The organism is Pseudomonas sp. LJDD11, assembly GCF_024584215.1.
In the GTDB taxonomy this organism is placed as follows: domain Bacteria; phylum Pseudomonadota; class Gammaproteobacteria; order Pseudomonadales; family Pseudomonadaceae; genus Aquipseudomonas.
Map to the genome: position 1 here is coordinate 1 of NZ_JANJFL010000005.1, position 22,078 is coordinate 22,078.

Consider the following 22,078-nt stretch of genomic DNA (forward strand, 5'->3'; position numbering starts at 1 on the left):
GAGGACAGCCGTGGACGCTGGTATTTCAACGTCGTGGTCGAGGTCGACCGCCAGTTATCGCCAGGCCAGGACGCGGTGGGTATCGACCTCGGACTGAAAACCACGGCCACCTGCAGCGACGGTCATCGCCTTGAAAGCGGCAGGTTCTACCGGGATCTGGAGAGCGCCCTGGGCACGGCCCAGCGCGCCGGCAAGAAGGCCCGGGTGCGGGCGATTCACGCCAAGGTTGCGAACCGCCGCAAGGATTGCCTGCATAAGTTCAGCAATGCGCTGGTAGCGCGTTGTGGCGTCATTGTGGTGGGCGATGTGAACTCACTGAAGCTCGCGAAAACCAGGATGGCCAAGTCGGTGCTGGACGCCGGATGGGGGCAATTGAAAACCATGCTGGAATACAAATGCGATCACGCAGGCACGGTTTTCAAGGTTGTTAGCGAGAGAAACACCACCCAAACCTGTTCGAGCTGCAAGCAATTGCCGGACTCGAGGCCCAGAGGTATCGCAGGGCTTGGAATAAGGGAATGGACTTGTTGTGGGTGCGGTGTCACCCACGACCGCGACGTCAACGCCGCCAAGAACATTCTCGCGCTCGGGCATGAGCGTCCAGTTGTGGGAATCCCGGCCCTTTAGGGCGGGGAGGATGTCAAGGTTAGTTTCGTTCAGCGCCGCTCAACTCCAGCAAGTTCTGGACGTTCGGGTCTTGCAAATGGGCGGCATGAGGACGGAGTGTTTCGGAAAAAACAGTGATCGCTTGATCAATACTGCTCTTCAGCGTCGCAATTGCGGTCGTGACATCGGCAGTGGCCTGGGGGCCAAAAGTCAGCTCGATTGATGAGGCCGGGAGGATCGCCACCGTTGTTGCTCGCAGTGCCTCTTGCTCAGCCTTTTGCTGGGCAAGCTTGCGAGCGGCTGCTTCCATCTCCTGCTGAGCACGTTGTCTGGCTTGCTCAATCTGACGTCTGGCCAGCTCTCGGGCGGCTTCTATTGCCATAGAGTCGAGATCAGTGGCGCGAATGCCTGGCATGCTGCGTAGACGGTTGCTCAACTCCAGATCTTCTTTTGTGTATCGAACCGTACTTAAAAAATGTACCGACTGAGCATGATTTACATGCTCCTGCTGTAAACCTGCTCTTTTGTTTGCAATAAGCTGCTCAGCACTTGCGCGGTATCGGGCTACCCTCTGAAGCGGTGTAAGGCTTGCGATGTTCCCCACGTGCCCTGAAAGCTCTGCCCTGAGAAAATCGGGAAGGGCGTGGAGGTTGGCTTGTTCGTCCATGATGCATCCTTGTTTACATTGTTATGGGTAAAGGCGGCGGAAGAATTACATTCAGTCGCCTAGGTTTCTTTAAAAGTTAATTGTTATCAGCTGACTTGAAGCCCGGCTTTCCGTTCTTCTCACGCCATTCCTTGACGGTTTTGAGCATGCCCTCTGGGCTGTCTTCCTGATCCGCTTCTGGATAGAAAATTACGTCGGATCTGGCAGGGTGCTCGGTTACTTCCTCAAAATGCTTGAGCATTTTTGCTCTGCGGCGCTCGAACTCTTCATTCGTAATGTTTTCTGGAATGGAGCAAAAGTCTTTAAGAAAATCAAGAAATTCGTTTTCTGTATAGTCTTCAAATTTAGTTTTCATTTGCTTTCCTTTGATGGTGCTCTATGTGTCGTCTTGGCGTCATGATAAGCATGTTGTCTATGTCATATACCGCGCCGCCATGAGCAATTTCATGCGGGTGATGTACTTCAAATTTTTTATTGTCTCCTGCTTGGTCTTCCGCTCTGGCGTAAGGAGCGCGTCCCTGGCTCATTTCCAGCTTGTTTTGTCCTGTGAATTGTTTTTGTAGATCGGGATCGTTGGCTATTGCCGCCCATAACGCCTCTCTGAATTTGCGGAAGCTTGAAAAACTTCTTCATCTCAGTTGGTCAGCGATATGCTCCGGAATGGGTACTCCGCGTCCGCGTGTAGTTTCGCCCAACCAGACTCCTGTCACAGGCTTGCCATAGCCTGTTGCCGTTCCTGGAATATCCCAAGGATCCTTGAAAAGGATATATGTGTCAGGCAGCCCGGAGCCTGGCGGAAAGACGAGGATGTAATCATCAGGATCGTTATTGGCGAAGCCTGGCAGGTCTTCGAGCCAGCCTTCCTGTGGCGATACATCAGTGCCCGGGTCGGCTGGCAGTAATGGTTTCTGGCCTGGAAAGCTTGTGGAGCTGTCTGCAGGTTGTTCTATTGGAGTCCACACCAGTGCCGGTGTGGTGTCGCCGTCACGAATGAACTCGTAGGTCTTGTTCTGGGCATTGTAGGTGAAATGTCGTACACGAACTTTAGTGCCGACAGCTACGCCATCGTTGGTTATTTTCAGGTTGTTGAGGTGGTATATATCTATGTTGTTGGTCGTTTTTCTTTTTTGTTTGGCTTAATTGTGTGGGTGGTAAATGATTGTTTTATCTGTATCTGGGTTATTGATTGCTCTTGCTTAAGTTGCCCTTTTCTGCACTTTAACGACGGTTCTACGACACGTGCCTCGACAATCAAAAGTTGCCCCTTACCTTCCAAAGGACGAATTGACCCTGCCGCCAGGACTCCTATTCAGCCGCTGAACAGGTTCAGGCCGTTGCTATGTTGGCGGCGGGCATGACGCCTCCGCCGACACCACCAGGCTCTGGGGGCTATTCCTTTTCTCTCAGCGGCCGATATGCTCTGCACAAGCGCTGTTCAGGTCACTGGCCTGTCGGTGAGAGGCTGTCAGCCGGAGGCCGTCGCCGCTTTCCTCCACAGGAGAGTTGCCGGACAATCCCGGTGCACACGAATTGAAGGAGTGGATTGTGAAAGCGTGGATCTTGATGTTGCTGGCTCTGTCGCTGCCCGCCTTAGCGCAGGCTGAAGAGAAGAAGGAAGAAGATGCCGCGCCCAAGCCGGCTTATGTGAGCCTGGCGCCGCCCTTTGTGGGCAATTACGCGCTCGATGGCGGTCCGAAGCTGCGCGTTTACAAGGCCGATATTGCCGTGCGGGTCACTGGTGCCGATGCGCAGACCGCGGTCAAGCGCAATGACGCCTTGATCCGCAACCAGTTGGTGGCGCTGTTCTCGCAGCAGACGGTCGAGAGCATGAGTTCGGCCGAGGCCAAGGAGGCGTTGCGCCAGGAAGCTCTCAAGCAGGTCCAGCAGGTGCTGACCACCGAAGAGGGCAAGCCGATCGTGGAAGACCTGCTGTTCAACAACCTGATCGCCCAGTAATCAGCGCAAGGCCAGGATCGCCGCCCACTGCTCGGCGGTCACTGGCATCACCGACAGGCGGCTGCCTTTCTGTACCAGAGGCAGCTGTTCCAGCGCGCTTTGCTGTTTGAGAAAGTCCAGCCCCAACACGTTGGGGAAGATCGCTTCGAAGCTCACTTCGATAGCGCTCCACGGATTCTTGTCTGCATTGGCCTTGGCATCGAAGTAGTGGCTGTCCGGGTCCAGCGCCGTCGGGTCCGGGTAGGCCGTGCGGGTGATGGTGCCGATCCCGGCAATGCCCGGTTGCGGGCAACTGGAATGGTAGAAAAAGAATGAGTCGCCCTCGGCCATGGCGCGCAGGAAGTTGCGTGCCTGGTAGTTGCGTACCCCGTCCCAGCGCGCCGTGCCCAGGCGCTGCAGGTCGCTGATCGAGAACTCGTCGGGCTCGGACTTCATCAGCCAATAGGCCACGTTGCATACTCCTGTTACAAAGAAAAACAAGGTGATCACAAAACCGACAGCCGGTTGACGTCAGGATTTGCGTACTCGTTCACGTTATCGCAAAATGCCGCACCTTTTTTCGTCACCGCTGTTGCACGGCCGTTCTGTACCCGTTGCTGACAATGTATTGATTCGCTGCAGGAGGGCAATCAATGAAACGCAAGCCGGATCTTCTCTGGATTCTCGTCATCGTCTTCGGCTTGGGTATTGTCACCACCGGCTACGCGCAAAGTCTCTGGGCCAGCAAGCCTGATGCGCCTGTAGAAATTACCCAGCAGAAGCAGAAGGTGCCGGGTCGCAACAACTGACCCGTCCGGTCACGCCAGATACCAGCGCTTGTCCGACACCGTCCCCAGCAGCGGGATGTCCCAACTGGCCAGTGCCAGCCGCTCGACTCTCTGACATTCATGGGCCAGGCCCAGCAGCGTCGGCTTGCGCCAGGTCTGGCGGTGGCTGCGGTAGGCCAGGCTGCGGTCATAGAAGCCGCCGCCCATGCCCAGCCGTCCACCGTGTTCATCGAACCCCACCAGCGGCATCAGGATCAGGTCAAGCGCCCAGATCCGGCGTTGTTTCGCGCGATTGATGCGCGGCTCGGGAATGCGGAAACGGTTGGGCTTGAACGCCTCGCCGCGGCGCACACGCTGGAAGACCATTTTGGTTCGCGGCCAGGCATCGAGTACCGGCAGGTAAGTGGCCTTGCCACGGCGCTGGGCTGCCTGCAGCAGGTAGCGAGGGTCGATTTCTCCGTCATTGGCCAGATACAGCGAGATGTGTCGGGCGCGGCGAAACAGCGGATGCTGGGCCAGTTGCCGATATAGATTGCGGGCCGCTTCGCGTTGCTGGCTGCGGCTCAGGGCGCGGCGCGCTTTGCGCAACTGGCGGCGTAACTGCGGGCGGGTCAGCGCTGTGGCGCTGGTCATGAACGGGACGTCATGCAGGCAGATCCCCAGGCACGAGGAAGGCAAACCATCGCTTTGGTAGCCATGGCAGAAAATGGGACTCCCCAACGAGCCGCTGTCGGTGTAGCCCTTGAACCCGAAAGTTCAAGGTGGAGATTACAGGGGGTTTTAAGGCTTTCCGTCGAGCGGACATGCACACCAACCCCACGTGCAACCCCCGTGGTTGTGCGTATCGGCTCAGGGACATGACCGACTGGCAAACACTTCAGGGAGCGGCGCAAGTATACAGAAACGTTACGAAATATTCAGCTCCGTGACGAATCGGCTGTGGCCGGTGCGTCGTTGGCGAGGGCCAGGTCAACGCGCTCGAGCAGGTCACGGACCTGTTCACGGGTCGAGCCATTGACCTGCAGGTCGGGCAAATTCTGCTTGTGCAGCAGGTCATGGGTGATATTGAGGGCCGCCATCACTGCGATGCGGTCAGCGCCGATCACCTTGCCGCTGCTGCGGATTTCGCGCATTTTGCCGTCCAGGTAGCGGGCGGCGCCGATCAGGTTGGTGCGCTCTTCCTGAGGGCAGATGATCGAATATTCCTTATCGAGGATTTGGACAGTGACGCTGTTGCCGTTGCTCATGAGTCTTGCTCCAGGGCCTTGAGGCGCGAAATCAGTGACTCGACCTTCTGCCGGGCGATTTCGTTCTTTTCGATGAGGTGGGCGCGTTCCTCGCGCCAGGTCTTCTCCTGAGCTAATAGGAACGCATTTTGGCCTTTTAGTTGCTCGACACGTTCGAGCAACAGCTCCAGCCGGTTCATCAGTGCTTGCAGGTCGGCGTCTGTCATGGGTCCCTACTGATTACTTTCTGATGAGCGGCGCGGCTCAGGGGCGGGAGCGCCGGGTCGACAAACCTGTCACTTGGATACTTTGGGGCTTTCAGCTTGTGCTCAAACGCTAACAGCCCCTACGATACAAGGCCTTCATTCTAGACATTGCGCCGTTTGGCGACCAGCTACCCATGCCCACGACAAATTCTCCGTACAAAGCTTTCGCCACCTTGTTGAGCAGCGCCGGTCATCCGGTTTCTCCTGCCGAGCTGCATGGCCTGTTATTGGGCCGCAGTTGCGCCGGCGCCGGTTTTGATAGCGAAGGCTGGTTTGCCGATGCTTCGATACTGCTGGAGACCGAGCCGCAAGACAACGTGCGCCAGGCGCTGATTGGCCTGCAGGAAATGGTCAAGGGCGAACTGAGCGGCGAAGACATGACCGTTGTGCTGTTGCTGCCGGGCGACGATGAACCGCTGGCCGAACGTGCCGGCGCTCTGGGTCAGTGGTGCCAGGGTTTCCTGTCGGGCTTTGGCCTGGCAGCTGGCGAGCGGGTTCTGAGCATCGAGGCCACTGAGGTGCTGCAGGACCTGGCGGCCATCGCTCAGGTCCAGGACGCGCTGGAAGAGTCCGAAGACGGCGAAAGCGACTACATGGAAGTCATGGAATACCTGCGTGTGGCGCCGCTGCTGCTGTTCTCCGAGTGCGTCAAAACAGACGCTGCCCAGCCGCAGCCCAAGCCGTCCCTGCACTGATTCCCACTCTGCGCTGCCGCCGCCGCCAATGCTGCGGCCGGCACGCCTCACCGGGAGATGCCCCTTGCCGATGATCCACATCCCGAAATCCGAATATGCCCGGCGCCGCAAGGCTCTGATGGAGCAGATGGAGCCCAACAGCATCGCCATCCTGCCCGCCGCAGCCGTGGTGATCCGCAATCGCGATGTTGAGCATGTGTATCGCCAGGACAGCGACTTTCAGTACCTGAGCGGCTTTCCTGAGCCCGAAGCGGTGGTGGTGCTGATACCAGGCCGTGAGTACGGTGAGTACGTGCTGTTCTGCCGCGAGCGCAACCCCGAACGAGAGCTGTGGGACGGGCTGCGTGCCGGGCAGGAAGGGGCGATTCGTGATTACGGCGCGGATGACGCTTTTCCGATCAATGACATCGACGACATCCTGCCGGGGCTGATCGAAGGCCGCGACCGGGTGTATTCGGCGATGGGCAGCAATGCCGAGTTCGACCGTCACCTGATGGAGTGGATCAACAGCATCCGTTCCAAGGCGCATCTCGGCGCCCAGCCGCCCAACGAATTCGTTGCCCTGGATCACCTGCTGCATGACATGCGCCTGTATAAATCGGCAGCCGAGGTCAAAGTCATGCGCTACGCGGCGCAGGTCTCGGCCCGTGCCCATGTCCGAGCGATGCAGGCTGCGCAGGCCGGATTGTACGAGTTCAGTCTGGAAGCGGAGCTTGAGTACGAGTTTCGCAAGGGCGGTGCGCGGATGCCAGCTTATGGTTCGATTGTCGCGTCTGGACGCAACGCCTGCATCCTGCACTACCAGGAAAACAGCGCGCCGCTGAAAAACGGCGATCTGGTGCTGATCGATGCCGGTTGCGAGATCGACTGCTATGCCAGTGACATCACCCGGACCTTTCCGGTCAGCGGTGTGTTCAGCGCAGAGCAGAAAGCGATTTATGAATTGGTGCTCAAGGCCCAGCAGGCGGCTTTCGATGCCATTGGTCCGGGCAAACACTGGAACCAGGCCCATGAGGCTACGGTGCAGGTCATCACCGCCGGGCTGGTGGAGCTGGGCTTGCTGCAGGGCGATGTCGGGCAACTGATCGAGGATGGCGCCTACAAGGCGTTCTACATGCACCGCGCCGGTCACTGGCTGGGCATGGATGTGCATGATGTCGGCGACTACAAGGTCGGCGGCGAATGGCGGGTACTCGAAGTGGGCATGGCACTGACCGTTGAACCGGGAATCTATATCGCAGCGGACAACAAGAACGTGGCGAAGAAATGGCGAGGGATCGGCGTGCGAATCGAAGACGATGTGGTGGTGACCCGGCAGGGCTGTGAAATCCTTACCGGTGATGTGCCCAGAACCGTGGCCGAGATCGAGGCGCTGATGGCTGCTGCCAGAGCGGTGGCGGCATGAGCCGTTTCAATCTGGCCATCGTCGGCGGCGGGCTGGTCGGTGCGAGCCTGGCCCTGGCCCTGCAGGCAGGCGCCCGCGAGCGCGGCTGGAAGATCGTCCTGATCGAGCCGTTCGCGCCGGGTGACACCTTTCAGCCAAGCTATGATGCACGCTCGTCAGCCTTATCGTTTGGCGCCCGGCGCATCTATGAGCGGCTGGGCGTGTGGCAAGAGATTGCCCGACGTGCCGAGCCGATCCTGCAGATCCAGGTCTCCGACCGTGGGCGTTTCGGCGCTACGCGGTTGTCGGCCCTCGAAGAGGGTGTTCCGGCACTCGGTTACGTGGCCGAAAACGCCTGGCTGGGCCAGTGCCTGTGGCAGGCGCTGGACCGTGAGGTGGTTAGCTGGCGCGTACCTGCTGAAGTGCAGAAGATGCAGGCGATCGACCAGGGCTTTCGGTTGGCCCTGAGTGACGAATCCGAACTCGAATGCGACCTGGCCGTGCTGGCCGATGGCGGGCGTTCCAGCCTGCGCGAGCAACTGGGCATCAGCGTCCGTCAGCGGCCGTACGGGCAGACGGCGCTGATCGCCAACATCACCCCCGGCGAAGCACATTGCGGGCAGGCGTTCGAGCGGTTCACCGAGCAAGGCCCCATGGCCTTGCTGCCGCTGCCGGAAAACCGCTGTGCGCTGGTCTGGACCCGCACCGGTGACGATGCCCGGCGCCTGGCCGCACTCGACGATCGCAGCTTTCTGGCCGAGTTGCAGCAAGCCTTCGGCTATCGCCTGGGCAAGCTGTGTCAGGTCGGCGCGCGGCATGTGTACCCGCTGACACTGGTCGAAGCCGACGAGCAGGTGCGTTCGCATCTGGTGGTGCTGGGCAACGCCGCGCACAGCCTGCATCCGATTGCCGGGCAAGGTTTCAACCTGTCATTGCGCGATGCCGACGCCCTGGCCCAGACCCTGCTGCAAAGCGCTCAGGCGCCCGGTGATCTGGCGACGCTGCAACGCTACCGCGAGCACCAGCAACTGGATCAGCAACTGACCGTCGGTTTCTCCGACAAGGTCACCCGGCTGTTTGGCAGCACCCGTGCGGTGGTCACTACCGGGCGCAATCTGGGCCTGTTGGGTCTGGATCTGCTGCCGCCGGCCAAGCGCTGGTTTGCCCGCCAGGCCATGGGCTTGGGAACCCGCTCCGATGCGTAACCTTTACCCCAAGATTCAAGCGAGAGTGATCTGAACCATGGAAACCCGCGCGGATGTGCTGATCGTCGGAGCCGGCATGGTCGGCAGTGCCCTGGCCCTGGCGCTGCAAGGCAGCGGCCTGGACGTGCTGGTGGTCGATGGTGGCTCGCTGAGTGTCAAACCCTTCGACCCGCAAGCCTCGTTCGAACCCCGGGTCAGCGCGCTTTCAGCGGCCAGCCAGCGCATCCTGCAACGCCTGGGCGCCTGGGACGGTATCGTTGCCCGGCGCCTGAGCCCCTATGGGCAGATGCATGTCTGGGATGGCAGCGGCACCGGGCAGATTCACTTCAGTGCCTCCAGCGTGCACGCTGACGTACTGGGGCATATCGTCGAAAACCGGGTGGTGCAGGATGCCTTGCTGGAGCGGCTGCACGACAGCGACATCGGCCTGTTGGGCGAAGCCCGTCTGGAACAGCTGCGTCACTCTGGCGATGACTGGCTGCTGACCCTGGCTGATGGCCGCCAGTTGCGCGCGCCGCTGGTCGTGGGCGCTGACGGTGCACATTCGGCCATCCGCCGCCTGAGTGGTACGCCGACCCGTGAGTGGGATTACCTGCACCACGCCATTGTCACCAGCGTGCGCACCGCCGAGTCTCACCACCGCACGGCCTGGCAGCGCTTTACCGATGACGGCCCGCTGGCATTCCTGCCGTTGCAGCGTGAGGGCGAACACTGGTGTTCGATTGTCTGGTCGGTGACCCCGCTGGAGGCCGAGCGCCTGATGGCGCTGGACAGCGCGACCTTCTGTGCCGAGCTGGAGCGGGCCTTTGAAGGTCGTCTGGGCAGTGTGCTGGGCACCGACCCGCGGCTGTGTGTGCCGCTGCGTCAGCGTCATGCCAAGCGTTATGTATCCCGTGGCCTGGCGTTGATCGGCGATGCCGCGCATACCATTCACCCGTTGGCCGGGCAGGGTGTGAACCTGGGGTTGCTGGATGCAGCGGTGCTGGCCGAGGTGCTGTTGCATGCCGTCGAGCGTGGCGAGAACCTCGCTGATGAGCGTGTGCTGGCCCGCTACGAGCGGCGCCGCATGCCCCACAATCTGAGCCTGATGGCAGCGATGGAAGGCTTCCAGCGGTTGTTCCAGGCCGACCCTTTGCCGCTGCGCTGGCTGCGCAATACCGGCTTGAAGGTGGTCAACGATTTGCCTGAGGTCAAGGCGTTGTTCGTCCGTGAGGCTTTAGGGCTGTCAGGCGAAATGCCGGAACTGGCGAAAATCTGAGTCAGCCAATTACCCACCCCTGTAACATTCTGTTACTCCTCAGGAGGGTGTTCGATTGAGGTGCTTAATGGGATTCACTACCATTTCGCCCTCGTATTCGAAACCAGAGGCTTTTTTCATGCAGGCAAGCAAGCGTTTTATGGCTGCCCTGACACTGACCCTGCTCGGCGGTGCCGCCCAGGCGGCCGACGAGGTGGTGGTGTATTCATCGCGGATCGATGAGTTGATCAAGCCTGTTTTCGACGCCTACACCGCCAAGACCGGCGTCAATGTCAAGTTCATCACCGACAAGGAAGCGCCGTTGATGCAGCGCATCAAGGCCGAAGGCGAGAACGGCGTGGCCGACCTGTTGCTGACCGTGGACGCCGGCAACCTCTGGCAAGCCGAGCAGATGGGCATTCTGCAACCCTTCAGCACACCGGTGATCGACGCCAATATTCCTGCGCAGTATCGCTCCTCGGCCCATGCCTGGACCGGCTTGAGCCTGCGCGCGCGGACCATTGCCTACTCCACCGACCGGGTCAAGCCCGAAGAGCTGAGCACCTACGAAGCACTGGCTGACAAGAACTGGGAAGGCCGCCTGTGCCTGCGCACCGGCAAGAAGGTCTATAACCAGTCGCTGACCGCCACGCTGATCGAGACCCACGGTGCCGAAGCGGCCGAGAAAGTGCTCAAGGGCTGGGTCAACAACCTGTCCACTGACGTGTTCTCTGACGATATCGCGGTGCTGGAAGCGATCAATGCCGGGCAATGCGATGCCGGTATCGTCAACACCTACTACTACGGTCGTCTGCACGCGCAGAACCCGCAACTGGCGGTCAAGCTGTTCTGGCCCAACCAGGCCGACCGTGGCGTGCACGTCAACCTGTCGGGCATCGGCCTGACCAAACACGCGCCGCATCCAGAGGCCGCCAAAGCGTTGGTCGAATGGATGACCGGCCCTGAAGCCCAGGCGATCTTCGCCGGGGTCAACCAGGAGTTCCCGGCCAACCCGAACGTGCCGCCAAGCGCAGAAGTCGCCAGTTGGGGGTCGTTCAAGGCCGACACCATCCCGGTGGAAGTGGCTGGCAAGCGCCAGGCCGAAGCCATTCGCATGATGGATCGTGTGGGCTGGAATTGATTTAATACCTGCCCTGTTCACGGCTAAAGCCGCTCCTGCAACCCAGGAGCGGCTATAGCCGCGAATGAGCCTCCTTCCCGCTTCGAGACTCCCCCTTGGCCCATCCTGCCCAACGCCGCTGGTATCCCCTGGTTTTTGTCATCGCCGCGCTGGTGCTGTTACCCCTCAGCGTATTGCTACTGTCTTGGGAGAGCATCGACCGGGAGATCTGGTCGCACTTGCTTGAGACCCAGATGAGCCGCCTGCTGGGCAACACCCTGACCCTGGTGTTGGGGGTCGGCGTCGGCGTGACTTTGCTGGGTGTCAGCCTGGCCTGGCTGACCAGCCTCTGTGAGTTTCCGGGGCGGCGCTGGCTCGACTGGGCCTTGATGCTGCCCTTTGCGATTCCGGCTTACGTGCTGGCCTTCGTGTTTGTCGGCCTGCTGGATTTTGCCGGGCCTTTGCAGACCTTGCTGCGCGAATGGTTCGGCAGTGGTGTGCGCCTGCCCAGGGTGCGTTCCACCGGCGGTGTGATCCTGGTGCTGGTGCTGGTGTTCTACCCCTACGTTTACTTGCTGGCGCGCACGGCGTTTCTGGCTCAGGGCAAAGGCCTGATGGAGGCGGCGCGGGTGTTGGGCCTGTCGCCGTTACAGGCGTTCTGGCGCGTGGGTTTGCCGATGGCGCGGCCGGCGATTGGTGCCGGTATTGCCTTGGCGCTGATGGAAACCCTGGCTGACTTTGGTGCGGTGTCGGTATTCAACTTCGACACCTTCACCACCGCCATCTACAAGACCTGGTACGGCTTCTTCAGCCTTTCCAGTGCCGCTCAACTGGCCAGCCTGTTATTGCTGGCGGTGATGGTCGTGCTGTACGGCGAACGGCGCCTGCGCGGCGCCAATCGCGCCGCCAACGAGCGTCCACGGGGCAAAGCCTTGTATCACCTGCGTGGTGGCAAGGCGTTGGCCGCGACCAGCTGGTGCCTGCTGGTGTTCATCTGCGCGTTCGCCGTACCGATGCTGCAACTGGTGGTGTGGGTCTGGCAGCGTGGCCGCTTCGATCTGGATGAGCGCTACACCGGCCTGGTGCTGCATACCCTGTACCTGGGCAGCATGGCGGCGTTGATTACCGTCAGTGCTGCGTTGATCCTGGCCTTTGCCCGGCGTCAGGCACCGACCCCGGCGATCAATGCCGGGGTGGGGTTGGCCAACCTCGGTTATGCCTTGCCAGGTTCGGTACTGGCGGTGTCGATCATGCTGGCCTTCAGCTATCTGGACAAAGCCCTGGTCATTCCGCTGTCCGGCTGGTTGGGCGGAGCCGGTAAGCCACTGTTGCTGGGCAGCCTGTCGGCCCTGTTACTGGCTTATCTGGTGCGCTTCATTGCCGTGGCTTACGGACCGCTGGAAAACAGCCTGGCGCGGATCCGTCCGTCGTTGCCTGAAGCGGCGCGCAGCCTGGGCGCCAGTGGGCCACGGCTGTTTTTCAAGGTGTATCTGCCATTGCTGGTGCCGGGGGCCTTGAGTGCGGCGCTGCTGGTGTTCGTCGATGTGCTCAAGGAAATGCCGGCCACTTTGCTGATGCGCCCATTCGGCTGGGACACCCTGGCGGTGCGCATCTTCGAAATGACCAGCGAAGGCGAATGGGCTCGTGCTGCATTGCCCGCACTGACGCTGGTGCTGGTCGGTCTGTTGCCGGTGATTGGCCTGATTCGGCGCTCGGCACGGCAGATCGGCTAGGCTTGAGCTGGTGGCCAGATGAAATGACACTCGATGTTTCCGGTACTGCACATCGGGTGCGGGCCACCGCTCATACGGCTACAATGCGCCGCAATCGATGCAGGCCGGGTTGGCGTCACGGGTTTTCATTTGCGGTAAACCCCGAGTCATTGGGGGACCCGTCGGCCCAAGCCTGGCCTGTATCTTCGCCACGCCCGGAAGGAGACACCCATGGGACAGCGTACCCCCCTGTTTGACCTGCACCTCGCACTTGGCGCGAAGATGGTCGATTTTGGTGGTTGGGACATGCCATTGCATTACGGATCACAGGTCGAGGAGCACCATCAGGTGCGCCGCGAATGCGGCGTTTTCGACGTTTCGCACATGCGCGTGATCGATGTCATCGGCAGTCAGGCCAAGGCCTGGCTGCGTTATCTGCTGGCCAACGATGTTGGTCGTTTACAAGAGCCGGGGCGCGCGCTGTACAGTGCGATGCTCGATGACAACGGCGGAATCATCGACGACATGGTCGTCTACCTCACTCCGCGCGGTTACCGTCTGGTGGTCAACGCTGCCACCGGCGCCAAAGACCTGGCCTGGATGCGTTCGCGGCTAACCGGTTTCGATGTCGAGCTGGTAGAGCGCCCGGAGCTGTCGATGCTCGCCATTCAGGGGCCGCAGGCCCGCAAGCGCATCGCTGAACTGGTGTCCAGCGCACGCGCCGAACTGATCCGCAGCCTCAAGCCGTTCGAAGGCCATGATGAGCACGACTGGTTCATCGCCCGCACCGGTTACACCGGTGAGGATGGCCTGGAGATCATCTTGCCCGCCGAGCAGGCGCCGGCCTTTTTCAACGATCTGGTCGGCGCGGGCATTTCTCCCATCGGCCTGGGCGCGCGCGACACCCTGCGGCTGGAAGCCGGCATGAACCTGTATGGCCAGGATATCGACGAGAGTGTGTCGCCTTTGGTGGCGAACATGGCGTGGAGCGTTGCCTGGCAGCCCGCTGATCGTGATTTCATTGGCCGCAGCGCCTTGGAGGCCGAGCGCGCCCGTGGCGTCAACTCCAGGCTGGTGGGGCTGGTGCTGGAAGAGCGCGGCGTGCTGCGTGCCCATCAGGTCGTGCGCGTAGCCGAAATCGGCGATGGCGAGATCACCAGTGGCAGTTTTTCTCCTACGCTAAGCAAGTCCATCGCTCTGGCGCGGGTGCCCATCGGCACGGCCGACCGGGCCGAAGTGGAAATCCGTGGCAAGTGGTATCCGGTGCGCGTAGTGCAGCCAAACTTCGTGCGTCATGGCAAAGTGTTGATCTAATTTTATGCGGACTACCGCCGACCTGATGATTTTGAGGATAAGCAAATGAGCAATTTTCCCGCCGATCTGCGTTACGCCGAAAGCCATGAGTGGGCCCGTCTGGAAGCTGACGGCACGGTAACCGTGGGCATCTCCGATCACGCGCAGCAGGCTCTGGGCGACGTGGTATTTGTCGAACTGGCGGAAGTGGGCAAAGTATTCGCCGCCGGTGATGCCGCAGGCGTGGTGGAGTCGGTCAAGGCCGCATCGGACATCTACGCGCCGGTGGCTGGCGAAGTGATTGCAGTCAACGAAGAACTGGCCGACAGCCCCGAGTCGCTCAACGAAGAGCCTTACCAGGCATGGATCTTCAAACTCAAGCCATCGAACGCTGAGGCCGACCTGGCCAAGTTGCTTGATGCTGCTGCCTACAAGGCACTGACGGGCGAATAAGCCTGCTCGCTGGAACAAAGATGCCGCTCTTGTGAGCGGCATTTTTTATTGCGGCCTGGTCGTGGTTATTCCTGGGCCACGGCATTACGCGCAAGGATGGCGTTGGCCAGTTCCATGTCGTTGGCCTGCAGGCCTGGATTATCCTGGCGAACCTGGGCAATGGCCGCCTCCAGGTAGGGGCCACGGATACCGCCTTCGCTGGCGACGAAGCTGCCGGCATCGTCCTGGGCAGCGGCAACCAGCTTATGGTCTTTGAACGTCAGATAAGTGGAGCCGGTGGTGGCCCCGGAAGAAATGACATCCCGCCAGAAACCGGCATCGGCCATGGCCGAACCGACGGGCAGGGAGAGCAGAGCACAAGTGGCGACAGCAAGCTTCAGACGCATGGTGAGGTACTCCAGTGAAAATGGAATTTCGAGTAACTTGGAGATCCGAAACACTCGTCAAGTTCCATAAGCCTGCTTTCGCCCCTGCGCCAGGCCAGCGGTGTTTGCAGTCAAACGGCTACCTAGGCCAGCTCAACGCGCAGCACCGCGCCGTCCTGGCTCACCACTTTGACCCGGCTGCCGGCCGGAGCATCCGGGCCTACCACGATCCATACGCTGTCACCGACCTTGATCTTGCCACGCCCGTCGACAATCGCCTGTTGCACGATAAAGGCATGACCGATCAACTCCTGACCTCGCATGTTCAGCCCTGGCTGATCTGACGGGCGGACTGCACTGCGCTGCCGGTACCACCAGTACACCGCTGTCAGCACCGCAAATACAGCGAACAACAGCAACTGCAAGCTCCAGCCCAGCTCTGGCATGATGAACGTCAGAATGCCGACCGCCGCCGCGGCGATGCCGATCCACAGCAGATAGCCACCTGCACCGAACATTTCCAGGATTAGCAGCGCCGTGCCCAGCGCCAGCCAGTCCCAGTACGACAGCTCATACAGCCAGTTCATGACGTGTGCCTCAGGCCTTGCGATCGAACGTGGCTTTGACGATCTCGCCAATACCGCCCACGGCACCGATCACCTGAGTCGCCTCCAGCGGCATCAGCACGACTTTGCTGTTGTCGGCTGACGCCAGTTGGCCAAGCGCTTCGACGTACTTTTGGGCGACGAAGTAGTTGATGGCCTGCACGTTGCCGGTGGCAATCGCTTCGGACACCACTCGGGTAGCCTGGGCTTCTGCTTCGGCCTGACGCTCACGGGCTTCAGCTTCAAGAAAGGCCGCCTGACGGCTGCCTTCGGCTTCGAGAATCTGCGCCTGCTTCTTGCCCTCGGCGGTCAGGATCGCCGAGGCCCGCAGGCCTTCAGCCTCAAGAATCTGCGCGCGCTTGATCCGTTCGGCTTTCATCTGCCCGGACATCGCGGCCATCAGGTCTTGCGGCGGGCTGATGTCCTTGATCTCGATCCGGGTGATCTTGGTGCCCCATGGCGCAGTGGCTTCATCGACGATGCTCAGCAGGCGTTCGTTGATGTTGTCACGCTGGCTGAGCATCGCGTCCAGCTCCATGGAGCCGAGTACGGTACGGATGTTGGTCTGCAGCAGGTTGCGGATGGCATGTTGAAGGTTGTTGACCTCGTAGGCGGCTTGCGCGGCATTGACTACCTGGTAGAAGCACACCGCGTCGATTTCAACCGTGGCGTTATCAGAGGTAATGACTTCCTGGGGCGGGACATCGAGCACGCTTTCCATCACATTGATCTTGTGCCCGATGCGGTCCATCACCGGGATGATGATGCTCAGGCCAGGCTTGAGGGTAGTGGTGTAGCGGCCGAAGCGCTCCACGGTCCACTGATAACCCTGAGGCACCACTTTGAAACCCATCAATACAATGGCAATTGCCAGCGCGACAAATAGCAGAATGACGATGCTTTCGGTTGGCATAACGTCCTTATCCTTTTGCAGGTTCCATCCTTGTCAGGCCGGTGCCGGTGGGATGGAGCATCGACACCAAGCCGCGGATACTAGCGTTGCTCGCTTTGCGGCGTCACCCGCAGGACTTCTTCAATTGTTGTCAAACCATTTGCAATTTTTTGCGCGCCCGACAGGCGCAGGCTACGCATGCCCTCCTTGAACGCCTGACGGCGCAGCCCGGTGAGGTCCAGGTCAGAAGAAATCAGCCCCTTGACTGCGTCGGACATCAGCATGATTTCGTACACCCCGGCGCGACCCCGGTAACCGGTGTCCCGGCATTCGACGCAGCCTACGGCCCGGCAGGCACCGCTGGGCACCGGTGCCTGCCAGGGGCGGGTCAGCACCTGCCAGTCGGCCTCATCAAGCTCTACCGGCGCTTTGCAGTGCGGGCACAGGGTGCGCACCAGGCGCTGGGCCATGACCCCGAGAATCGTGGCTTTGAGCAGGTAGTGTGGCACACCCAGTTCGAGCATGCGGCTGATGGCGCTGGGGGCATCGTTGGTGTGCAGGGTCGAGAGGACCAGGTGCCCGGTCAGCGCGGCCTGAATGGCCATTTCAGCGGTTTCCAGGTCGCGAATCTCGCCGATCATGATGATGTCCGGGTCCTGGCGCATCAGTGCCCGGATGCCGCTGGCAAAGGTCAGGTCGATATTGTGCTGGACCTGCATCTGGTTGAAGGCCGGCTCGACCATCTCGATGGGGTCTTCGATGGTACACAGGTTGACTTCCGTGGTCGCCAGTTGCTTGAGCGTGGTGTACAGGGTGGTGGTTTTGCCGGACCCGGTCGGCCCGGTGACCAGAATAATCCCGTTGGGCTGGCGGGTCATGCCCTGCCAGCGGCGCAGGTCGTCGCTGGAAAAACCCAGTTGGTCGAAGTCCTTGAGCAGCACTTCGGGGTCGAAGATCCGCATCACCAGTTTTTCACCGAACGCGGTGGGCAGGGTCGACAGGCGCAGTTCGACCTCATTGCCATCCGGGGTGCTGGTCTTGACCCGGCCATCCTGGGGTTTGCGCTTTTCTGCGACGTTCATCCGGCCCAGGCTTTTCAGGCGGCTGACCACCGCCATGGTGACCTGCGGCGGGAATTGATAGACGTTATGCAGCACACCGTCGATGCGAAAACGCACGGTGCCGCTTTCCCGGCGTGGTTCGATATGGATATCGCTGGCGCGTTGCTGGAATGCGTATTGAAACAGCCAGTCGACGATGGTGACGATATGCGCATCGTTGGCATCGGGCTCCTGATCGCTGGAGCCGAGTTTGAGCAATTGTTCGAAGTTGCCCAGATTGCTGATTTTCTGATCAGTGGCCGTGGCACCGCTGACCGAGCGGGTCAGACGGAAAAACTCGACGGTCATGCGCTGGATATCGACCGGGTTGGCGACTACCCGCTTGATTGGCAGCTTGAGTACGTGTGACAGGTCGGCTTCCCAGGAGCTGACATAGGGCTGGGCGCTGGCGATGGTCACCGCCTCGCGATCCACGGCAACGGCCAGAATCCGGTGGCGCTGGGCAAAGGCATAGGACATCAATGGTGTGACGGCTGCCACGTTGATCTTCAGCGGGTCGATGCGCATGTATGGCTGGCCGCATTGCTCGGCGAGCCAGGCGGTGAGTGTTTCCAGATCGAGTTTGCGTCCCGGCCGCGCCAGGTCGTCGAATTGCTGGGTGGCCAGAAATTCCAGCGGATGCAACTGAATATTCGCGGCACTGCGGCGTTGGGTGACAGCCGCCTCGGCATCGGTCTGGCTCAGATGATTCTGTGCGACCAGCTCGCGCAACAGATCGTTCAGGTCGAGCCAGCGGTCTGTTGGGGTATGGGCGTGAACAGCCATGCAGGTTCCTTGGGCGAGTCCGGGAATTGATCCAAGCGTAGACCCCAAGGGTGCCAGTGTTATCCCCCTTGTGTGAACAGGAATGTCTTGTGTTACCCCCTCACGCGCTGATCAATGCCGCTGCATGAGCCAGCTGCGGCGGCTGTTCGAGCCTGTGTAACTGGACCGATTCGACGTCGATCAGGTTACGCATTTTTTCGCCGATGACCTGCGCGCGATGCCCGCTCAGGCCGTCGACGGCCACGTCGATTCGCAGGCAGTCGTCCTGGCGCAGCACATTGACCTCAAGAGGCACCAGATACTGCATGGCGAGCAGGTTCAGGACCTGACACAACAGCGCCGGTTGGGCATCGGCCAGCACCCGGTAGCGGACACAGCAATGAACATTACCGGCGGCCCAGCTATCTGGACGGTGGGCGGGAGCGGGAAAGGCTTCGAGGCTGGACATGCGTGAGTCTCCTGGGCAAGTGAGGAAATTCTTGCATGCGTATCGGGAAAATACTGGTCTATGATCGCGGTTGCAGGCTTTATTTTGGATTGATAAAGCAAGATTAGCTATCAAAGAGAATTGTTTATGCACACTGAGCTGGATGCCTATGACCGCAAGATCCTCAAGCTGCTGCAAGAGGACGCTTCGCTGTCCAGTGCGCAGGTTGCCGAGCAGGTAGGGCTGTCACAATCACCGTGCTGGCGACGCATTCAGCGGCTCAAGGATGAAGGGGTGATCCGCCGTCAGGTGACCCTGCTGGACCGCAAGAAGATTGGTCTGGACACGCAGATCTTTGCCGAAGTGAAACTCAATGCCCATGGCCGTTCGAATTTTGCCGAATTCACCGACGCGATCCGTGAGTTTCCTGAGGTGCTGGAGTGTTACGTGCTGATGGGGGCGGTGGACTTTCTGTTGCGCATCGTCACCGCTGATATCGAAGCCTATGAGAAGTTTTTCTTCGACAAGCTGTCGATGGTCCCTGGGATCCAGGAAGTGAATTCGATCGTGGCCCTGTCGGAGATCAAATCCACCACCAGTTTACCGTTAGGACGTTGAGCGGCAGGACCCTCAGCCGCGCAACAACTGCCTCCAGGCCTTGGTCTGGGTGACGATCAGCGCCTGGCTGACACGTTCGGCAAGCACTTCGTCGCTGATGTCCTGGTTGGCCAGTTGCTCCAGCTTGTTCAACTCGCCGTACAGGCGATCCAGCTCGGGCAGTTCCAGCACGCCACGGGCCCAGTGCAGCCAGACCTGGATGCGCTCGATGCGCGGCAATTGCTCGGCCAGGTCTTCAGGTTGCTGCTGGTAGCGGTCCAGTTGCAGTGCGCTGGCCTCGGCGGCCAGCAGGGTCGGTAGCCAGTTGCCCAGCGGCACGACGCCCAGGCGTGCGCCGCGCTTGTTGCGCTCGACGGTCCAGCCGCGAGCCAGCAGCCAGCGTGAGGTGCTCAGCGAGAATTCGCCCCAGCGCGTGTCTTGCAGCTCTTCAAGGAACTGCTCGTGGGCGGCGCTACGCACGTCAGCATCTTCCTGGCCGGCCTGGACCAGCGGGCGCCAGTCTTCGAGCAGCGCATCCAGTGCAGTTCGCAGGCTGTTGGTGGTGCTGCGCGGGGCGCACTGGCCCAGGCTGCCGGTCAGGGCGCGCAGCTCAGCCAGCAGCCCGACCCACTCTTGCAGCAGGCGCCAGTGGCCGTTGAAACGGTACTGCTCGGCCAGCCGCTGGCTGCTGCCCAGCAGGTGCCAGGCCAGGGCAGTGTAGGCGTCGTCCAGGCTGGTTTCGGCCGTCAGTTGCGGAGCCTTGAGGCTCAGCGAATAACTGCCGGCGTCGAACAGGCGATAGCCGCGCTCGGCCTTGCTGATATCGCATGGCATCAATGGCAGGCTGGCGGCCAGCTCGGCGGCAAGTTCCAGCAATGCGTCAGGCTCGCCTTCGCGCAGTTCCAGCTCCAGCTCGCAGATTTCTTCTTTCTGCTTGCCGGCCACCACCTGACCCAGATCCAGAGCGGCTTCAATCACCACCTTGGCCTTGCCACGGCCCCAGGCGATTTCGGCTTTTTCACGCACGAAGTCGGTGGTGAACAGCGGTTTGATGGTTTTCTTGTCCAGTTCGGCCAGTTGCTCGGGCCAGCACTGGCCGTCGAGCTTTTTCAGGTCCAGCTTGGGTTTGGCGATATCCCAGTTGAATTCATTGCGCTCGGACAGCCCGGCGACGCTCTGGCCACGGGTCTTGAGGGTCTGGATGAGTTGCTCGCCATCGCGACGGATGCGCAGCGCGACCTTGGCCCGGGCCAGATCGCGCTCCGGGGTGTCGAAATACTGGTTGGTCAGTTCCAGGCGCTCCCAGCCACTCTTGTTGCGTTTTTTCAGCAGGGGGTGATCGCGCAGGGCGGCGAGGGTCTCGCGGCTGACGCGGAGTTTGATTTCGGTTTCTTTCTGCATGGCCGGGGCGATCCAAACGCGGGTGCTGGTGAACGGGCAGCCATGGGCATGGCGGCGAAGCGCTGTAGTTTACAGGACGCAGGCGGTTTATTCCTGACGCGTTATACCCCTATGATGGTCCGCAAGCCTCAAGGAACCGTCATCCATGCCTTTGCCATCCATGAAAGAGCAGTTCGCTGCGCTGATCGCCACCCCCTCGGTGAGTTGCACCCAGCCGGCGCTGGATCAGTCCAACCGGCCGGTTATCGACCTGCTGGCCGGCTGGCTCGATGAACTGGGCTTCGCCTGTGAAATCCAGACCATTTCGCCCGGCAAGTTCAACCTGCTCGCCACCTACGGCAGTGGCCCTGGCGGTCTGGTGCTGGCCGGGCACAGCGACACCGTGCCCTATGACGAGGCCCTGTGGCAGACCGATCCGCTGAAGCTCACAGAAGTTGACGGTCGCTGGGTCGGCTTGGGCAGCTGCGACATGAAAGGCTTCTTCGCGCTGATCATCGAGGCGGTACTGCCTCTGCTGGACCAGCCGTTCAAGCAGCCGCTGTTGATCCTGGCCACCTGTGACGAAGAATGCTCGATGGCCGGGGCCCGTGCCCTGGCCGAGGCGGGGCGGCCTCTGGGACGTGCGGCGGTGATCGGCGAGCCGACCGGGCTGCGACCGATTCGTCTGCACAAAGGCGTGATGATGGAGCGTATCGATATCCTCGGGCGCAGCGGCCATTCCTCCGATCCGCGTCTGGGCCACAGTGCGCTGGAAGCGATGCACGATGTGATCAGCGACCTCAAGGGTTTACGCGCGCAATGGCAGGCCGAGTACCACAATCCGCAATTCAGCGTGCCGCAGCCGACCCTCAACCTGGGCTGCATTCATGGCGGTGACAACCCCAACCGCATCTGTGGCCAGTGCTCGCTGGAGTTCGACCTGCGGCCACTGCCGGGCATGGACCCCGAAATTTTGCGCTCGCTGATTCGTCAGAAACTACAACCGCTGGCCGAGCGTCATCAGGTCAGCATCGACTACCAGCCGCTGTTCCCCGAGTGCTCGCCGTTCGAGCAGCCGGCCGATGCGGAACTGGTCCGGCTGGCCGAGCGTCTGACAGGTCATACGGCCGCAGCGGTGGCATTTGGCACCGAAGCGCCTTATCTTCAGCAGCTTGGCTGCGAGACGCTGGTACTCGGCCCTGGCGACATCGCCTGTGCGCACCAGCCGGGCGAGTATCTGGAAATGTCACGTTTGCAGCCTACAGTGCGTCTGTTGAGACAACTGATTGAACATTACTGCCTGACGCCCCAATAAGCGCTCCGGTCCAAATTCACAAAC

25 protein-coding genes, 1 other RNA gene and 1 pseudogene are annotated in these 22,078 nt (G+C 60.7%); 13 read left to right on the plus strand and 14 right to left on the minus strand.

Annotated elements, in window-relative coordinates:
• The coding region (locus NRB16_RS08150; protein WP_257105952.1) for a transposase at nucleotides 1-627 on the plus strand (627 nt) is incomplete at its 5' end.
• Between the two features lie 19 nt (nucleotides 628-646).
• Here NRB16_RS08150 and NRB16_RS08155 read toward each other — a convergent pair.
• The 3 genes and pseudogenes from NRB16_RS08155 to NRB16_RS29610 form a co-directional block, all read right to left on the minus strand.
• Nucleotides 647-1,273, minus strand: coding sequence for a hypothetical protein (locus tag NRB16_RS08155; RefSeq protein ID WP_257105953.1), 627 nt, complete (start codon nucleotides 1,271-1,273; stop codon nucleotides 647-649).
• 76 nt (nucleotides 1,274-1,349) lie between these two features.
• Complete coding sequence (locus NRB16_RS08160) at nucleotides 1,350-1,628, minus strand: bacteriocin immunity protein (protein WP_045484786.1); 279 nt, start codon at nucleotides 1,626-1,628, stop codon at nucleotides 1,350-1,352.
• Nucleotides 1,618-2,379, minus strand: a pseudogene (locus NRB16_RS29610) (S-type pyocin domain-containing protein). Before NRB16_RS29610 ends, NRB16_RS08160 begins: the two are co-directional and overlap by 11 nt.
• A 439-nt stretch (nucleotides 2,380-2,818) precedes the next feature.
• Here NRB16_RS29610 and NRB16_RS08170 point away from each other — a divergent pair.
• Nucleotides 2,819-3,229, plus strand: a complete 411-nt coding sequence (locus NRB16_RS08170; protein ID WP_045484780.1) for a flagellar basal body-associated protein FliL — start codon at nucleotides 2,819-2,821, stop codon at nucleotides 3,227-3,229.
• On the opposite strand, the gene NRB16_RS08175 is transcribed toward NRB16_RS08170, so the two are convergent.
• Complete coding sequence (locus NRB16_RS08175; RefSeq protein WP_045484777.1) at nucleotides 3,230-3,679, minus strand: EVE domain-containing protein; 450 nt, start codon at nucleotides 3,677-3,679, stop codon at nucleotides 3,230-3,232.
• Nucleotides 3,680-3,861: 182 nt separating this feature from the next.
• Between NRB16_RS08175 and NRB16_RS08180 the strand changes: the two genes are divergently transcribed.
• The gene (locus NRB16_RS08180; RefSeq protein ID WP_144403210.1) at nucleotides 3,862-4,017 is read left to right on the plus strand and encodes a hypothetical protein; all 156 of its coding nucleotides are present in this window, start codon (nucleotides 3,862-3,864) and stop codon (nucleotides 4,015-4,017) included.
• A 9-nt stretch (nucleotides 4,018-4,026) separates the two neighbouring features.
• Here NRB16_RS08180 and NRB16_RS08185 read toward each other — a convergent pair whose 3' ends face one another.
• The 4 genes from NRB16_RS08185 to NRB16_RS08200 all read right to left on the minus strand — a co-directional run bounded on the left by NRB16_RS08185 (nucleotide 4,027) and on the right by NRB16_RS08200 (nucleotide 5,449).
• Nucleotides 4,027-4,629, minus strand: a complete 603-nt coding sequence (locus NRB16_RS08185) for a 5-formyltetrahydrofolate cyclo-ligase (RefSeq protein ID WP_257105954.1) — start codon at nucleotides 4,627-4,629, stop codon at nucleotides 4,027-4,029.
• A 76-nt stretch (nucleotides 4,630-4,705) separates the two neighbouring features.
• Nucleotides 4,706-4,883, minus strand: a non-coding RNA gene (gene ssrS, locus NRB16_RS08190) — 6S RNA.
• Nucleotides 4,884-4,913: 30 nt separating this feature from the next.
• A complete protein-coding gene (locus NRB16_RS08195; protein WP_045484771.1) occupies nucleotides 4,914-5,243 on the minus strand; it encodes a cell division protein ZapA in 330 nt (109 codons plus the stop codon).
• Entirely contained in the window at nucleotides 5,240-5,449 is a 210-nt protein-coding gene (locus tag NRB16_RS08200) for a TIGR02449 family protein (RefSeq protein WP_045484768.1), read from the minus strand. Before NRB16_RS08200 ends, NRB16_RS08195 begins: the two co-directional genes overlap by 4 nt.
• A 173-nt stretch (nucleotides 5,450-5,622) precedes the next feature.
• Here NRB16_RS08200 and NRB16_RS08205 point away from each other — a divergent pair, with 173 nt between their 5' ends.
• The 8 genes from NRB16_RS08205 to gcvH all read left to right on the plus strand — a co-directional run bounded on the left by NRB16_RS08205 (nucleotide 5,623) and on the right by gcvH (nucleotide 14,587).
• Nucleotides 5,623-6,183, plus strand: a complete 561-nt coding sequence (locus tag NRB16_RS08205) for a YecA family protein (protein WP_253139932.1) — start codon at nucleotides 5,623-5,625, stop codon at nucleotides 6,181-6,183.
• A 70-nt stretch (nucleotides 6,184-6,253) separates the two neighbouring features.
• Complete coding sequence (pepP, locus tag NRB16_RS08210; protein ID WP_045484762.1) at nucleotides 6,254-7,588, plus strand: Xaa-Pro aminopeptidase; 1,335 nt, start codon at nucleotides 6,254-6,256, stop codon at nucleotides 7,586-7,588.
• Nucleotides 7,585-8,772: a 2-octaprenyl-6-methoxyphenyl hydroxylase gene (gene ubiH, locus NRB16_RS08215; protein ID WP_045484760.1), complete on the plus strand. Its 1,188-nt coding sequence runs from the start codon at nucleotides 7,585-7,587 to the stop codon at nucleotides 8,770-8,772. The genes pepP and ubiH overlap by 4 nt, the downstream gene beginning before the upstream one ends.
• Nucleotides 8,773-8,809: 37 nt before the next feature.
• Entirely contained in the window at nucleotides 8,810-10,030 is a 1,221-nt protein-coding gene (locus NRB16_RS08220; RefSeq protein WP_045484757.1) for a 2-octaprenyl-3-methyl-6-methoxy-1,4-benzoquinol hydroxylase, read from the plus strand.
• 118 nt (nucleotides 10,031-10,148) lie between these two features.
• A complete protein-coding gene (locus NRB16_RS08225) occupies nucleotides 10,149-11,150 on the plus strand; it encodes an extracellular solute-binding protein (protein ID WP_045493971.1) in 1,002 nt (333 codons plus the stop codon).
• Between the two features lie 95 nt (nucleotides 11,151-11,245).
• Entirely contained in the window at nucleotides 11,246-12,862 is a 1,617-nt protein-coding gene (locus NRB16_RS08230) for an iron ABC transporter permease (RefSeq protein WP_045484754.1), read from the plus strand.
• Between the two features lie 210 nt (nucleotides 12,863-13,072).
• Nucleotides 13,073-14,155, plus strand: a complete 1,083-nt coding sequence (gene gcvT / locus NRB16_RS08235) for a glycine cleavage system aminomethyltransferase GcvT (RefSeq protein ID WP_045484751.1) — start codon at nucleotides 13,073-13,075, stop codon at nucleotides 14,153-14,155.
• A 45-nt stretch (nucleotides 14,156-14,200) separates the two neighbouring features.
• Entirely contained in the window at nucleotides 14,201-14,587 is a 387-nt protein-coding gene (gcvH, locus tag NRB16_RS08240) for a glycine cleavage system protein GcvH (protein WP_253139937.1), read from the plus strand.
• 65 nt (nucleotides 14,588-14,652) lie between these two features.
• On the opposite strand, the gene NRB16_RS08245 is transcribed toward gcvH, so the two are convergent.
• From NRB16_RS08245 to NRB16_RS08265, 5 genes are all read right to left on the minus strand, one after another.
• Nucleotides 14,653-14,973, minus strand: coding sequence for a DUF2388 domain-containing protein (locus NRB16_RS08245; RefSeq protein WP_045493968.1), 321 nt, complete (start codon nucleotides 14,971-14,973; stop codon nucleotides 14,653-14,655).
• 122 nt (nucleotides 14,974-15,095) lie between these two features.
• Nucleotides 15,096-15,539 (minus strand): NfeD family protein, encoded by a 444-nt coding sequence (locus NRB16_RS08250; RefSeq protein ID WP_253117452.1) that lies wholly within the window; start codon nucleotides 15,537-15,539, stop codon nucleotides 15,096-15,098.
• A gap of 10 nt (nucleotides 15,540-15,549) precedes the next feature.
• On the minus strand, nucleotides 15,550-16,470 hold the full coding sequence (locus NRB16_RS08255; protein WP_045484743.1) for an SPFH domain-containing protein: 921 nt from the start codon (nucleotides 16,468-16,470) through the stop codon (nucleotides 15,550-15,552).
• An 80-nt stretch (nucleotides 16,471-16,550) separates the two neighbouring features.
• Nucleotides 16,551-18,335 carry a GspE/PulE family protein gene (locus NRB16_RS08260; protein WP_045484740.1) on the minus strand — a complete coding sequence of 595 codons (1,785 nt, stop codon included), beginning with the start codon at nucleotides 18,333-18,335 and terminating at the stop codon, nucleotides 16,551-16,553.
• Between the two features lie 100 nt (nucleotides 18,336-18,435).
• Nucleotides 18,436-18,783 carry a hypothetical protein gene (locus NRB16_RS08265; protein WP_045484737.1) on the minus strand — a complete coding sequence of 116 codons (348 nt, stop codon included), beginning with the start codon at nucleotides 18,781-18,783 and terminating at the stop codon, nucleotides 18,436-18,438.
• Between the two features lie 126 nt (nucleotides 18,784-18,909).
• Here NRB16_RS08265 and NRB16_RS08270 point away from each other — a divergent pair, with 126 nt between their 5' ends.
• The gene (locus NRB16_RS08270) at nucleotides 18,910-19,380 is read left to right on the plus strand and encodes an Lrp/AsnC family transcriptional regulator (RefSeq protein WP_045484734.1); all 471 of its coding nucleotides are present in this window, start codon (nucleotides 18,910-18,912) and stop codon (nucleotides 19,378-19,380) included.
• Between the two features lie 12 nt (nucleotides 19,381-19,392).
• Here NRB16_RS08270 and NRB16_RS08275 read toward each other — a convergent pair whose 3' ends face one another.
• Entirely contained in the window at nucleotides 19,393-20,760 is a 1,368-nt protein-coding gene (locus NRB16_RS08275; RefSeq protein WP_045484731.1) for an inorganic triphosphatase, read from the minus strand.
• Between the two features lie 145 nt (nucleotides 20,761-20,905).
• Here NRB16_RS08275 and argE point away from each other — a divergent pair, with 145 nt between their 5' ends.
• Nucleotides 20,906-22,054, plus strand: a complete 1,149-nt coding sequence (argE, locus tag NRB16_RS08280; RefSeq protein WP_257105955.1) for an acetylornithine deacetylase — start codon at nucleotides 20,906-20,908, stop codon at nucleotides 22,052-22,054.
• Nucleotides 22,055-22,078 lie beyond the last annotated feature (24 nt).